Origin of the sequence: Bacillus sp. N12A5, assembly GCF_026790125.1 — a bacterium.
GTDB lineage: Bacteria > Bacillota > Bacilli > Bacillales > Bacillaceae > Bacillus.
Map to the genome: position 1 here is coordinate 41927 of NZ_JALAMR010000025.1, position 13237 is coordinate 55163.

The 13237-nt window shown below is 41.2% G+C and carries 16 protein-coding genes; 1 reads left to right on the plus strand and 15 read right to left on the minus strand.

The features are described from left to right. Nucleotides 1–122: 122 nt before the first annotated feature. Nucleotides 123–890 carry a TatD family hydrolase gene (locus MOC09_RS19655; RefSeq protein ID WP_268362811.1) on the minus strand — a complete coding sequence of 256 codons (768 nt, stop codon included), beginning with the start codon at nt 888–890 and terminating at the stop codon, nt 123–125. A 78-nt stretch (nt 891–968) separates the two neighbouring features. Then, nucleotides 969–2963 carry a methionine--tRNA ligase gene (metG, locus tag MOC09_RS19660; protein WP_268371637.1) on the minus strand — a complete coding sequence of 665 codons (1995 nt, stop codon included), beginning with the start codon at nt 2961–2963 and terminating at the stop codon, nt 969–971. A 495-nt stretch (nt 2964–3458) separates the two neighbouring features. On the opposite strand from metG, the gene abrB reads away from it, so the two are divergent. Then, the gene (gene abrB / locus MOC09_RS19665; RefSeq protein ID WP_268362813.1) at nt 3459–3749 is read left to right on the plus strand and encodes a transition state genes transcriptional regulator AbrB; all 291 of its coding nucleotides are present in this window, start codon (nt 3459–3461) and stop codon (nt 3747–3749) included. Between the two features lie 49 nt (nt 3750–3798). On the opposite strand, the gene rsmI is transcribed toward abrB, so the two are convergent. The 13 genes from rsmI to csfB all read right to left on the minus strand — a co-directional run bounded on the left by rsmI (nt 3799) and on the right by csfB (nt 13076). Continuing rightward, nucleotides 3799–4677: a 16S rRNA (cytidine(1402)-2'-O)-methyltransferase gene (rsmI, locus tag MOC09_RS19670; RefSeq protein ID WP_268371639.1), complete on the minus strand. Its 879-nt coding sequence runs from the start codon at nt 4675–4677 to the stop codon at nt 3799–3801. Further along, nucleotides 4652–4951, minus strand: coding sequence for a GIY-YIG nuclease family protein (locus MOC09_RS19675; protein WP_268371641.1), 300 nt, complete (start codon nt 4949–4951; stop codon nt 4652–4654). Before MOC09_RS19675 ends, rsmI begins: the two co-directional genes overlap by 26 nt. Beyond that, nucleotides 4938–5681, minus strand: a complete 744-nt coding sequence (locus tag MOC09_RS19680; RefSeq protein ID WP_268362804.1) for a tRNA1(Val) (adenine(37)-N6)-methyltransferase — start codon at nt 5679–5681, stop codon at nt 4938–4940. The genes MOC09_RS19675 and MOC09_RS19680 overlap by 14 nt, the downstream gene beginning before the upstream one ends. Nucleotides 5682–5738: 57 nt before the next feature. Beyond that, a complete protein-coding gene (gene yabA / locus MOC09_RS19685; RefSeq protein ID WP_010332687.1) occupies nt 5739–6098 on the minus strand; it encodes a replication initiation-control protein YabA in 360 nt (119 codons plus the stop codon). Nucleotides 6099–6112: 14 nt separating this feature from the next. After that, complete coding sequence (ricT, locus tag MOC09_RS19690; protein WP_003242158.1) at nt 6113–6940, minus strand: competence/sporulation regulator complex protein RicT; 828 nt, start codon at nt 6938–6940, stop codon at nt 6113–6115. A gap of 2 nt (nt 6941–6942) precedes the next feature. After that, nucleotides 6943–7932 carry a DNA polymerase III subunit delta' gene (gene holB / locus MOC09_RS19695; RefSeq protein ID WP_268367112.1) on the minus strand — a complete coding sequence of 330 codons (990 nt, stop codon included), beginning with the start codon at nt 7930–7932 and terminating at the stop codon, nt 6943–6945. A gap of 11 nt (nt 7933–7943) precedes the next feature. Next, nucleotides 7944–8384 carry a YaaR family protein gene (locus MOC09_RS19700; RefSeq protein ID WP_268367113.1) on the minus strand — a complete coding sequence of 147 codons (441 nt, stop codon included), beginning with the start codon at nt 8382–8384 and terminating at the stop codon, nt 7944–7946. A gap of 12 nt (nt 8385–8396) precedes the next feature. Beyond that, nucleotides 8397–8726: a cyclic di-AMP receptor DarA gene (gene darA, locus MOC09_RS19705; protein WP_003218295.1), complete on the minus strand. Its 330-nt coding sequence runs from the start codon at nt 8724–8726 to the stop codon at nt 8397–8399. Between the two features lie 74 nt (nt 8727–8800). Then, on the minus strand, nt 8801–9439 hold the full coding sequence (gene tmk, locus MOC09_RS19710) for a dTMP kinase (protein WP_268367114.1): 639 nt from the start codon (nt 9437–9439) through the stop codon (nt 8801–8803). After that, nucleotides 9436–10878: an aminotransferase class I/II-fold pyridoxal phosphate-dependent enzyme gene (locus MOC09_RS19715; protein ID WP_268371643.1), complete on the minus strand. Its 1443-nt coding sequence runs from the start codon at nt 10876–10878 to the stop codon at nt 9436–9438. The genes tmk and MOC09_RS19715 overlap by 4 nt, the downstream gene beginning before the upstream one ends. 81 nt (nt 10879–10959) lie before the next feature. Next, a complete protein-coding gene (locus MOC09_RS19720; protein WP_268367116.1) occupies nt 10960–12117 on the minus strand; it encodes a toxic anion resistance protein in 1158 nt (385 codons plus the stop codon). A gap of 18 nt (nt 12118–12135) precedes the next feature. Further along, nucleotides 12136–12750: a 5-bromo-4-chloroindolyl phosphate hydrolysis family protein gene (locus MOC09_RS19725; RefSeq protein ID WP_268367117.1), complete on the minus strand. Its 615-nt coding sequence runs from the start codon at nt 12748–12750 to the stop codon at nt 12136–12138. A gap of 131 nt (nt 12751–12881) precedes the next feature. After that, nucleotides 12882–13076 carry an anti-sigma-G factor gene (csfB, locus tag MOC09_RS19730; protein ID WP_268371645.1) on the minus strand — a complete coding sequence of 65 codons (195 nt, stop codon included), beginning with the start codon at nt 13074–13076 and terminating at the stop codon, nt 12882–12884. Between the last annotated feature and the right edge of the window lie 161 nt (nt 13077–13237).

The window sequence follows — 13237 nt, forward strand, 5'->3', positions numbered from 1 at the left end:
ACTGAAAAACGGAAGAAAGACTTGTCGACAAACCTATCATATGAGGAGAAGAAAGCATGTAGAACTTTTATGAAAAAACGCTGTAAGGGACAAGCACTTACAAAACCCGCTAGCGTTTTTTGTCAGTTTATACGGAAAAGTCTTTTTGCATTTTCAGTCGTGATTGATGCAACTTCTTCGAAGGTCAATCCTTTTAATTCAGCGATCTGCTCTGCCACATATTTCACATAACTTGGCTCATTTCTTTTCCCGCGGTAAGGGTGAGGTGTGAGGAACGGGCAATCGGTTTCAATCAGCAAACGGTCATTTGGAATTTCCTTCACAACTTCCTTCGGCTTCTTCGCATTTTTGAATGTCACCGGTCCCCCAAAGGATAAATAAAAATTCATTTTCATGCATTCTCTTGCCACTTCCGCACTTCCTGTAAAGCAGTGCATGATGCCGCCCACAGCTTCTGCGCCTTCCTCTTTCAAAATGGTTACGACATCCTCCGTAGCATCACGGTTGTGAATGATAATAGGCAGATTGACCTCTTTTGCCAGGGCAATTTGTTTTCTGAAGACTTCTTTTTGAACATCTTTAGGAGATTTATCCCAATGATAATCCAGCCCCATCTCACCTATCGCTACCACTTTTTCATGAGCAGACAGCTCTTTAATCCATGCTAAATCTTCCTCTGTCATGTCAATCGCATCAACAGGGTGCCAGCCGATGGCTGCATAAATAAAATCATATTCCTCAATCATTTCCATCGCACGGGTAATGGTCGGGCGGTCAAAACCAACTACGACAATCCGTTCAACTTTTTCAGCTTTTGCCCGTTCAATAACCTCTTCCAGATCAGTATCATATTGTTCTGCATTTAAATGTGCGTGTGTGTCAAACAACATAAATGAAAAACTCCTTTCTTGTCGAAACACAAAAGGTGTTCGACGAATTGTTACACGTGAAACACCTTTTGTTTGTCATTATTTAATTCTTGTTCCCTTTGGTAACGACTGATCGATAGATACGACTTTTAATACGCCGTCTGCTTCCCCTGCAAGGATCATACCTTGAGAAAGCTCTCCTCTTAGCTTAACCGGCTTTAGATTCGTTACACATACGAGTTTTTTCCCAACAAGCTCTTCAGGCGTATAATGCTTCGCAATACCGGATACGACTTGGCGTTTTTCAAAACCAAGATCCAGCTGAAGTTTCAATAAACGGTCTGCTTTTTTCACAGGCTCTGCCTCGATGACCTCTGCCACGCGAAGTTCTACATCCATGAATTGATCAATCGTAATTTCAGGTAAACGATCGACCTCTTGTGGTTCTTCTTCTTTTGTTTCTTCTTTCGCTGGTGCTGAACCTTGCATTTTCCCTTTGATGTAAGCAATTTCTTCTTCTGCCTCTAGACGTGGGAACAACGGCTCGCCTTTCTGTACTTTTGTATCTTTCAGCTGACCGAAAGCTGTAATGCTGTCCCAAGCTTTTAGAGATTCATCAGTAATGCCCAGCTGCTCAAACATTTTTTTCGGTGTCTTTGTTAAGAACGGCTGAAGCAGTACAGCTGAAATACGCAATGATTCAGCCAGGTGATACATAACGGATTGCAGTTCTTCTTCTTTTGCCGGGTCCTTTGCAAGCACCCATGGAGCTGTCTCATCAATGTATTTATTTGTACGGCTGATGAGCTGCCATAATGTCGAAAGAGCTACCGAGAATTCCATGTTTTCCATTGCATTCTCGTAAGCCTTCACCGTTTCTTCAGCGACTGACACGAGTGTTTGGTCAAATTCCGTTACGGCGCCTTTGTACGAACCGATTTGTCCGTCAAAATACTTATTGATCATCGCAACTGTACGGTTCAATAGGTTTCCTAAATCATTCGCTAAATCATAGTTAATTCGCTCAACAAATCCTTCCGGCGTGAAAACACCGTCGGATCCGAACGGCACTTCGCGAAGCAGGTAATAACGAAGTTCGTCTAAACCGTAACGTTCAATTAATGTAACCGGATCTACAACATTTCCTTTTGATTTCGACATTTTTCCGTCTTTCATCAAAAGCCAGCCATGCGCGAATACCTGTTTTGGCAGCGGAAGATCCAGCGCCATCAGCATAATTGGCCAGTAAATAGTATGGAAACGCACAATTTCCTTACCGACTAAATGAACATCGGCAGGCCAATATTTTTGATAAAGTTCATCATTTTCTGTATCATACCCGAGTGCTGTTAAATAGTTAAATAGCGCATCGATCCAAACATATACAACGTGCTTTGGATTTTCCGGCACTTTCACGCCCCAATCAAAAGTGGTCCGTGAAACAGCTAAATCCTCTAGTCCAGGCTTGATAAAATTGTTAATCATTTCGTTTTTGCGTGATTCCGGCTGGATGAATGTCGGATTTTCTTCATAGTATTTCAGAAGACGATCCGCGTATTTCCCCATACGGAAGAAATAAGATTCCTCTTTGATCAATTCAACTGGGTGTCCGCTGTCAGGGCTTTTTCCGCCGATGACCTCTCCCTTTTCATTCCGCTCGATATCAACCAGCTGAGTTTCCGTGTAGAACGTTTCATCCGGGATACTGTACCAGCCTTCATATTCATCAAGATAGATGTCTCCGTTATCAAGAAGCTTTTGAAACACCTTTTCAATGACCACTTTATGCCGTTTTTCTGTCGTACGGATAAAGTCATCGTTTGAGATTTCAAGCTGCTTCCACAGTTTCTGAATATCTGCCGCTGCGCGATCCACATACTCCTGAGGTGTAATGTTTTCCTGCTCAGCTTTTAGCTGGATCTTTTGTCCATGCTCGTCCGTTCCCGTTAAATAGCGAACATCGAACCCTTTTAATCTTTTGTAACGTGCCATTGCATCTCCCGCCACTGTTGTATATGCATGGCCGATATGTAATTTTCCGCTCGGATAATAAATCGGTGTTGTAATATAAAATGTATTGTTTTCTTGCGGCATCTTGAAACCTCCCAATCAGAATGTCAAAAAGCTCCCGCCCAAAGGACGAGAGCGGCGATAAATGCAAATCATATATGATTATTCTTTATATTTTATCCTGTATCTATGATACCATCTTAGCCTTTAAGATCAAGAATATATACGTATACCCTGAAAAAGAATAATTAAAATTAAAAATCTTTAATGAAAATAAAAAAAGTCTATTAATGTCGAATTTTGTCGTATATAATCAAATGAAATAAAAAACCTTGGTTCGAAAGTCTTGATTTAAAAGGATTTTTAGTAGGATAATAGCTATATTAAAAGTTTATAAAATGCTGTTATTCCAGTAGTTTCCGAGGCATTACTGACTATAAGAACTAATTCTTACAATCAATAGTAAACAAAATGATTGACGATTATTGGAAACCTTGTTATGCTATGAAGGTAAGGATTTTGTCGAATAATGACGAAGAAAAATATAATTTAAACAAATAATTATCTCTTGGGAGGAGACTGTTTATGAAATCTACTGGTATTGTGCGTAAAGTTGATGAATTAGGACGTGTAGTTATTCCTATCGAATTGCGTCGCACTCTTGGAATCGCAGAAAAAGATGCTCTTGAAATTTATGTTGATGATGAAAAAATCATCCTTAAAAAATATAAACCAAACATGACTTGCCAAGTAACTGGTGAAGTTTCTGATGATAACCTTAAACTTGCAGGCGGCAAATTGGTTCTTAGTAAAGAAGGCGCTGAGCAAATCATCAGCGAAATCCAAAGTCAGCTTCAAAACCTTAAATAATCATTTCTTGTACAAAAAACGTTCTTGTTATGACACAAGAACGTTTTTTTTATTGCTGAATATGGTAAGCATCGTATATTTCACGCTTTGGTACATTGCGATCAACTGCTGCTTTTTTAATGGCCTCTTTAGATGTAGCGCCTTTCGAGATGTAATGCTCAACATGTTCTTTCGCCGTGAGGGCTTCCCACCATTGTGTTTCTTGATCTGATTCCTCAGCTTTACTTCCTTCTACGACAAGGCAAAACTCACCGCGGATCTGATCCTCGTTTGCCCATTCGATGATCTCGGATATCGTGCCTCGGATAAACTCTTCATATTTCTTCGTGAGTTCGCGCGTTACAGCAATTTCCCGATCTCCTAATATTTCTGCCATCGCTGACAAGGTTTCCTTCAATCTGTGAGGCGCTTCATAAAAGATAATCGTTTCCTGCCGTTTTTTAAGGCCTTCAAGCTCCTTCTTCTTTTCTTTTTTCTGCCTGTTGAGAAAACCGTAAAATAAGAATGGCTGCGGTACAATCCCTGAAGCGATTAGAGCCGTTAAAGCAGCATTTGCTCCCGGCAGCGGAACAACATAACCGCCAATCTCCGTAAAATCCTTTACGATTTCCGCTCCCGGATCAGAAATCGTTGGCAGCCCGGCGTCACTGACCAAAGCAATGTTTTTTCCTGATTTCAGCCATTCAATAATTTTGTGGCCACTGCTTTCTTTATTATGTTCGTGATAACTGACGAGCGGTGTCTCAATTTCGTATACATGACAAAGCTTCTTCGTTTGTCTCGTATCCTCCGCGGCAATTGCATCCACTGATTTCAGCGTGTCGATGGCCCGAAATGTCATATCCTCTAAATTTCCGATTGGGGTTGGGACCAAATAAAGAATCCCCATGTCTGACTTGCCATCAAAGCTCTTTTGGCGCCTTAACATATACAGCCTCCTTGCTGTTCCGCTTTTCTTCTATATAAAGCTCTTTTTTCTTTCGAGTCATTTTCTTGAAAAAGTATTCTGCCTGCATGGCTTCCCGCTTCGTTGTGAAAGCTTCTGCAAAAATCAATTCAACCGGGCGTCTTACTTTTGTATACTTTGCGCCCTTTCCGTCATTGTGTGTTTTCACCCGTTTCTGCAGATCGTTGGTATACCCGGCATACCAGCTACCATCCTTACATTGCACGACGTAGAAAAAATGATTATTTGTCTCCATATAAAATGGTCCTGATTTCTTTTGTATATTCATTTTGTTCGTCATAAACGAACAAAGGGGGAAGTATTTTCAAGTCGGGGCGTCCGCCTTTGATGCCCTCAACCAAAATGGTATTGGCTTCTTTTCCTTGCTTCGGGTAGACAAATTGCACACGCTTTGGCTCGATTTGATAAGCCTTCATCAGTTCAAAAATTTCTAAAAGCCGGCCCGGCCGGTGAACAAGGGCTGCCTTTCCTCCTTGTTTGAGCAGCTTGCTGCTGACTGAAATGACATCCTCCAGTGTGCAGTGTATTTCATGTCTTGCGATTCGGAGATGCTCGTTCATGTTTTGTTCAGTTTGCTTCGGCGTTTTAAAATACGGCGGATTGCAGGTAACAACATCATATCGATTATGCCCCAGCTTCTCCGGCATGTTTTTCAGATCATCAAGTATGATCTGAATTTGATCCTGCAGCTCATTATACGCCACACTGCGAACGGCCATATCATGAAGTCTTTCTTGAATTTCAACTCCAAGAATGTCGGCCTTGGATCTTGTACTGAGCAGCAGCGGCACAATGCCATTGCCCGTGCATAAATCAACGATTTTTCCTTTTTGAATCGGAACGTATGCAAATTTGGACAGAAGTACAGCATCCAATGAAAAAGCAAACACCGTTGGACTTTGTATGATTTTCATGTCCTCTGCCAGCAAATAATCTAATCTTTCATCATCACGTAATGAAACCATCTTCTTATCCTTTCAGTACCTTTGAAAAAGGCTCCCGTCGTATGCGGAAGCCTTTTCCTATTTTTTATTTAAGAATGACAGACAGAAAAGACAATCTTCTTTTCGAACACTTCCATAGTGGACATTGCAGATATGAAATCCTTCTTGATACAGACGTGCCAGATTATCATATCCTTCCCCTATATCAGCTTGCTCTGTCTTCTGTGTTTTTGATTCTTTTTTATCAGCTTTGAACTTTTCAATCTGCTGCGTCGTATCGTCCAGCCGTTTGCGCAAATGCTTATTTTCAAGCTGTAAATGATGATTCTCTTCAATCATCTCACCGATGTGCTGCTTCAAATCCCCCAGCTGCCGGTATAGTGAGCCAATTTGTTCTTCTAAGTTAATGACTGTATCAAATAACTCTTTTTTATCCAAGGTTCCACACCTCGTTAATCTGTGGTTTGTGCGGATACGACGCCCTCTTCCAAGAGCTCTTCCCAAGTATATTCTATCACTTTTTCACGGTTTATCAGTTCCACCTGAAGCACCCGTTCCAGAATATTAAGTCCAACGACCTTCGCAGGGCCGTTTGCTGTCGTAATCATTTCTCCTATATCCGGAAGCTGTTCTTTTGCCGTCTCATACTCATCGTTCTCATATTTTAGACAGCACATTAAACGTCCGCAAAGACCTGAAATCTTCGTAGGGTTTAAAGACAAGTTCTGATCCTTGGCCATTTTAATGGAAACAGGTTCAAAATCCCCGAGAAATGTTGAGCAGCAAAGCATTCTTCCGCAAGGGCCGATTCCTCCGAGCATTTTTGCCTCATCCCTTACCCCGATTTGGCGCAGCTCAATCCTTGTTTTAAAGATAGAAGCCAAATCCTTTACAAGCTCTCTAAAATCTACTCGGCCGTCAGCAGTGAAGTAAAAAATGACTTTATTGCGGTCAAACGTAAATTCAACATCAACCAGCTTCATATCCAAGCCATGTTCAGCCACTTTCTTTTGGCAGATGTCAAATGCTGATAAAGCTTCCTGTTTATTTTCCTCTACGATGAGAAGATCGCGTTCGTCAGCCACACGTATCACTTTTCGCAGGGGCAGCACAACATCATGCTCATCCACCTGTTTATTCGCAATCACGACCTGGCCGTACTCAACGCCTCTGACAGTCTCTACAATTACGCAGCTGTCATGTTCTATATGAAATCCATTCGGATCAAAGTAATATATTTTACCCGCTTTCTTAAAGCGGACACCAATTACATTGTACAAGCTTATCCCTCCTGCAACATTAACACCAAGTGCTCCATTAATCCTTGTACATTCACATTGGAATGAAGCCGTTTCTTTGCTTCTAAAACAGCAAGAATTTGATTCGTAACGCTTTGTTGTGTTGATTGTAGCGCATGCTGTTTTATTGATTGGAATAAGTCTTGATAAATCAATTTATCTTCATTTCCTATTTGGATGGACAACACATCACGATATATCAATAAGAGCATATCAAGACCCATTTCTTGATGGGTTTTTTCTTTGAAAAAGGGCATCCATTGATCTTGAATAAAGAAAAAAGCATGTCCTTTCCGCTGGTGTAGGACTTCATACAATTTTATCACTTTCGCTCTAGACTCTGCAAACTCATCATTTCGACTTAATTCGACTGCTTCTGCTACATTGTTGGTCATGTTGGCCAGAAGCCTCGCCATATGAGGCGAGACATCCTGTTCGATTAGTCTCTCTTCAATTGCTTTGGGCTGCAAAGGCTGAAAAGGAAGGGTTTGGCATCTTGAAATGATGGTATCCAATAACCTTTGGGGCTGCTCAGTGATGAGGATCGCCATTGTGTCTTTATTTGGTTCTTCTAAAAATTTCAGAAGGCTGTTTGCCGCATTTGCTGTCATTTGATCTGCGTGCGAAATAATATACAGCTTTTTATGCGATTCAAGCCCTGTCTTAGAGAACTCTTCCTGCAGCGCTTGAATTTGCGCCTTTTTGATCGATAAACCATCAGGCTGAACAAGATGGAGATCAGGATGGTTCCCTGACGCTATCCGTTTACAGTTTCGGCAGCTCTCACAAGGCTCCGCGCCACCCTCCAAGCAAAAAAAGCTTTTCGCAAGAAGCAGCGCGGCATCAAGCTTGCCTGTTCCCTTTTTTCCCTCAAATAAATATGCGTGTGATAATCTGTCCTTCTCAATACTATTATATAAAAGCTTCATCACTCTGGGCTGAAGCTCGGTCATTTCCTTCCAGGATATTGCCATTGTATCACTCTCTATGTGTAAAGGTTAATCAATAAACCTTTTATTTCGCCAATACGCTCCAGCAAATCAATTGCCGGCTTTTCCTGATCCATCATCTCTTCCGTAAGCTGTATCAATTTGTCATCTATTTCTTTCACAAGTCCCAGCGTTCTGCTGTTACCGTACAGGTCAAAGCTTTGCGCCGTTTCATGTGAAAGCCCGCTGTCTACAGCTTCTTTGACAAAACGTTTCACGAGTCCCTTAAATCTCGCTAGGTCTTTAAAATTCCGGGACTTCGTCAGTCTTTTTCCAAACGCTTCTATATCCGATAACAGCCTAGTCAGCTGATCAAATTTCAATTTGCTGCTTTGGTTTTCCATTGATGTTTTAAACGACGCTGTGATCTCAGATGTTTTCACAGAAGGAAGCTGCTTATTATCTATAAATGTACGTATATCTTTATTAATTTTCACAGTTTCAAATCCTTAAAATTGATGAAATTCATCGACTGGAAGAACAAACACTGTCGCTCCGCCAACTTCAACTTCGACTGGATAAGGGACATAAGAATCGGCATTTCCGCCCATTGGAGATACTGGGGCAATCATCTGATCGCGTTTCTGCCCATTTTCTTTAATGAGACTTAATGCTTTATCGACGCGTATATCCTCGACACCAATCATAAACGTTGTATTGCCTGATTTAAGAAATCCTCCCGTCGTCGCAAGCTTTGTGACTCTAAAGTTGTGATCCGTTAAGGTTTTCAAAAGTCTGTTGCTGTCCTGATCTTGTACAACTGCCACTATCAATTTCATCTGTGAAGGCCTCCTTTAGATTGGAAACAACAATGATCTCGTTTACATTATTATATCAACTATTGGGAAACAGGTCACAATTGAATTTTTTTCAACGCTTCATTGATAACCTTTAGGACATCCTGAACGACGAGGTCTTTGGACTGGCCGGCATCAACTGAATGAAATCTTTCCGGAAATCGCTTCATCAGCTCTTGATAACCTTCCTGTACCTTTGTATGGAAGTCTAATTTTTCTAAATCGAGCCTGTTTTTCTCCCGTGAGCCGTTTGCGTGAATACGCTTCAGCCCCTCTTCTGGATCAATTGAAAAATAAACCGTTACATGGGGCATCATATCTCCGATGGCGAATTCATTAATTGACAGAACCTCATCAATCCCAAGTCCCCTTGCATATCCTTGGTATGCGAGTGAACTGTCTATGAATCTGTCGCAAAGAACAACATGCCCCTGTTCTAATGCTGGTTTTACTTTTTCGACTAAATGCTGGCGTCTTGCAGCTGCATATAAGAGAGCTTCTGTTTTTGGATCCATTAAGGTGTTGTTCTCATTCAGAATAACCTCTCGAATTTGTTCTGCAATATCTATGCCGCCTGGCTCTCGAGTTGCCGTAACCTGAAGGCCTTCTGCTGTCAGTATGTTTTTGATTTCCTGCAGAACAGTCGTTTTTCCCGCACCTTCAGGACCTTCGAATGTAATAAATAAACCGCTCATGACTTCTCCTCTTCTATATAAACAAGTAGTTGTTTCTCTTTGATTTTCATATTCCCTTGAACATGCGTTTTCATGCTGATCAAGCGGCTGAGCTTTTGCACACTTTCTCTCGATATTCTTTCTCCCGCCATGATCATTGGAATACCCGGAGGATAAGGAATGATATCCTCTGCGTTCAGCCGGCCTGCTGCTTCATCAAAGTCCACATATTCTTTCTTGAACGTATGCAAGACCTTTTTTGGATAAGGCAATACGGTAACCGGCTGTGCTTCCCATTCTGCAGAAACAAACATCTGATCCGGAGGCGTTTTTTCAATTTCTTCATCAATGCTTTTAATGATTTCAGCGTTTATTCTGCGTTTTCCTCCCAAGGGAAGAACGAGCAGCACTTGATTTTCATCAGCAAGCTCAGTGAATATGTTGACACGCTCTAAGATGTTTTGCAGCGTATACCCAGAATGGCCCCGTGTGGAACGAATGGTGAGCTTCAACGGATCCGATATCAACCGTGAATCGGCCGGTTTGACAGCTTCTGCATTAGTAAGTAAATCAAACGTTTGTTTAAGTGATTGTATTCGCTGCAAAATGCCGGAGAGCTTTTGTTCTTCTATAATATGCTGAACATAAGCACGGGCAATGTCTAATGAAGCCATGATCGGATAAGACGGGCTGCTGCTTTGTAAACGGGCCAGGTTCTCTGCCACCCGATTCCGATCAACTCTGCAGCCTCTATTGAGATGCAAATAAGAACCCATCGTCATGGCCGGCAGCGTTTTATGAGCCGACTGAACAACAATATCTGCCCCCATCTCTAAAGCTGAGACAGGAAAAGGCTCTCCTAAAACAAAATGTGCACCATGCGCTTCATCCACCAAAACAGGAATCCCGTAATGATGGGCTTCTGAAATGATTTCGGTTAAGTCAGCACTATGCCCGTAATATGACGGATTGGTCAGCACCAAGCCTTTTGCATCTGGATATGCTGCCAAGGCTTCTTTAACTGTATCAGGCGGAACATGCGTAGGCACATGCATTGCTTTATCAACGTCAGGTGCGAGATAAACCGGCTCAGCACCAGCCAGATCAACACCATGAAATACAGACTTGTGACAGTTTCTCTGGACCAGAATTGTATCCCCCGGGTCACAAACAGATAAAATCATTGCTAAGTTCCCGACAGTCGTACCATTGACAAGCAAAAAACTTTCCGCCGATCCATATAATTGACTGACAAGCTCTTGAGCTTCCTTAATCACCCCAGTAGGATGGTGGAGATCGTCCAATCCTGCCAGTTCAGTTACATCAATGGTGAGTAGCGGATTGAATATCGACTTAGCGTCATCAAAAAAGACATCTCCATTGTGATGTCCCGGAACATGAAATGAATGAGAATTTCTTCTCGCATGCTGAATCAGTGCTTTATATAAAGGTGTGTTCATTAAAACAATCCTTTGAATGTGTTTTCTTACACTTTATTATATCGTGCCTCTGACAGAACTTAAAGCTAGACTTACTGGTAACTATCTTTCCTTTATTGTAAGCAGTTTTTGCTTCAGATCGCCTTCCATCATCATGAGTTCTTGTTCTGCCTGATGCCGCTTAATTCGTCCCTCTTCTTGTATCGTCAGCGTTTCTTCAAGCGTGCTGATTAAGCTTTCCTGAACCTTCTTCAAAGTATCGATATCAACAAGGCCTCGTTCATTTGCCCGTACAGTTTCAATTGTATTGGTTTTTAAAAGCTCCGCATTTTTCAGTAAAAGCTCGTTGGTTGTATCAGATACTTTCTGTTGTGCATCTACTGCATTGCGCTGCCTTAAAAGCGTCAGCGCAATTGCTACTTGGTTTTTCCAAAGCGGGATTGCAGTCACAATGGATGATTGGATTTTTTCAGCTAACGCTTGGTTTGTATTCTGTATCAGCCTGATTTGCGGCGCACTTTGGATGGTAATTTGCCTGCTCAGCAGCAAATCGTGCACCCTTTTATCTAACCTGTCTGCAAATTGAACTAAATCGTTTACTTCTTGCACGGCCATTTGGTTGTGCTCACTTGATTCGGCTTGTTGCTTCAGTTCAGGAATCGTTTTTGTTCTTAATTCCTCCAGCTTCAGTTCCCCTGCAGCAATATAAACATTCAGTGCGGCGAAATACTCTTTGTTTTTTTCATATAACTGCTCTAACAGTTTATTGTCACTGATTAAGGCATTTTTTGAATGCTCCAGCTTCAAACTGATTCTGTCTATCTGCACACTGGTCTTTTGATATTTAGACAGCACCTCCTGAAGAGAACTCGATACTCTTCCAAACACGCGTGCCAAAATACCCTTTTTCTTTGACTGAAGATCATCAGGGTTTACTTGCTCCAGCTTTTTCATCAGCTCTCCAAGTATCTCGCCAATCTCTCCGACATCCTTCTTTTGAACATGATCAATCATGGTATGAGAAAAATTCAGCAGTTTAGATTGGGCTTGTGAGCCGTATAAGACAATGCTCTGCATATTATTATGGTCGATCTGTCCAGCAAGCTGAATTGCTTTTTCCCTGTTTTCTTCAGGAAGAACATCGACAAGGCGTACTTGCTGCTTCTCTGCTTTTACAGCCTCCACCCTGGGTATTTCTATATCACCAAAAGGGTCGGCCAATAATTCATCTATTTGAAGGTCGCTTTGATCTCTGCTCATCGCTCTTACCCTCTTCCATTATTTCTTTAATGAATGCTTTGCTGCATCTAATTCAAATTGCAGGTCATCAATTTCATCACCCATTAAATGAGTTAAATCTTCCTCTAAACGCTTGGTCAACTCAGCAAGTGTGATACGCGCCTCACTTAACGACATCGACAGCTCTTTGCTTTTTTTCGGGTGAGAAGAGAGAAAGGCATACTTCTCTGTTAATTCAACAACTGAATCGAGAGTTTGATAAAAAAAGCGCTCAGCCTGATAAAACCGTTTCGGCTCTTTTTTGGTGAGGATATAAATCCTCCTGACAAGTCTCAGCATTTCTGCATTTTGTTTAAACATTTGAATGCTTTTTGCCTGAAACAAAGCTTTCCGAAGCCGTATGATTTTCTGCCTTGCTTCCTCGAGGTTTTTCTTAATGTAGGCATATTCTCTTCCTGTCAGTTCATGCCTTTTAAGAAATAACCGTCTCGAATTCCAAATACCAGCTGTATATACCACTGCTCCTGAAGCGAGCCCATAAACAAATGATAAGAAAAGTGACTGATTTAAAGCGAAAAAGCTCAATATCCCTATGAAAACAAAAGTCGCACCGCTTGTTAAACTCCATATCAAAAAATGAAGAAACCTCTGCATGAGATAATCGACTCCTGTGTAAATACTCAGTTTTAATATTATTATCTACTACGTTCAATCCCTAAACAAGTTTCACCTTCTTTTTATTAACCCATTCCTTATAAATGGTACAAAAAAAGACCTTTTCAGGTCTAAGAATATAATGGCGGTGTATGAATGCTTTTTAGTTTCTTTACGTAAAAGGCATAGTCAGGATCGGAAGTTGATGTAGAAATTATTTTTCTCTCACAATCTAAGCATATGAATTTCGTATAAAGATGGATGCCTCTATTCTTCTCTTGATCACAAATCACACATGTATGATTAGGTTTAACTGTTTCGTCCATCGTCCCCACCTCCGTACAATTAGCCTTCCCTTAAACTGGATATTGTATACACTATTTAGATCTTTTCGAAACTTGAAATCAGTATATGGGCTATATAAGCTGTCGGTGTTTGTATTTGTTTGATTTTATCGATCTAGAATAAACAAAAAACCCAGCTCAAT

Excerpts from the sequence above, each read along its gene's own strand:
- rsmI (WP_268371639.1), bottom strand. The coding sequence starts at position 4,677 with ATGTTAAGGCGCCAAAAGAGCTTTGATGGCAAGTCAGACATGGGGATT.
- csfB (WP_268371645.1), bottom strand. The coding sequence starts at position 13,076 with ATGGACGAAACAGTTAAACCTAATCATACATGTGTGATTTGTGATCAA.
- darA (WP_003218295.1), bottom strand. The coding sequence starts at position 8,726 with ATGAAATTGATAGTGGCAGTTGTACAAGATCAGGACAGCAACAGACTT.
- MOC09_RS19725 (WP_268367117.1), bottom strand. The coding sequence starts at position 12,750 with ATGCAGAGGTTTCTTCATTTTTTGATATGGAGTTTAACAAGCGGTGCG.
- tmk (WP_268367114.1), bottom strand. The coding sequence starts at position 9,439 with ATGAGCGGTTTATTTATTACATTCGAAGGTCCTGAAGGTGCGGGAAAA.
- holB (WP_268367112.1), bottom strand. The coding sequence starts at position 7,932 with ATGGCAATATCCTGGAAGGAAATGACCGAGCTTCAGCCCAGAGTGATG.
- MOC09_RS19680 (WP_268362804.1), bottom strand. The coding sequence starts at position 5,681 with ATGGTTTCATTACGTGATGATGAAAGATTAGATTATTTGCTGGCAGAG.
- MOC09_RS19655 (WP_268362811.1), bottom strand. The coding sequence starts at position 890 with ATGTTGTTTGACACACACGCACATTTAAATGCAGAACAATATGATACT.
- MOC09_RS19715 (WP_268371643.1), bottom strand. The coding sequence starts at position 10,878 with ATGAACACACCTTTATATAAAGCACTGATTCAGCATGCGAGAAGAAAT.
- MOC09_RS19675 (WP_268371641.1), bottom strand. The coding sequence starts at position 4,951 with ATGGAGACAAATAATCATTTTTTCTACGTCGTGCAATGTAAGGATGGT.
- MOC09_RS19720 (WP_268367116.1), bottom strand. The coding sequence starts at position 12,117 with ATGAGCAGAGATCAAAGCGACCTTCAAATAGATGAATTATTGGCCGAC.
- metG (WP_268371637.1), bottom strand. The coding sequence starts at position 2,963 with ATGCCGCAAGAAAACAATACATTTTATATTACAACACCGATTTATTAT.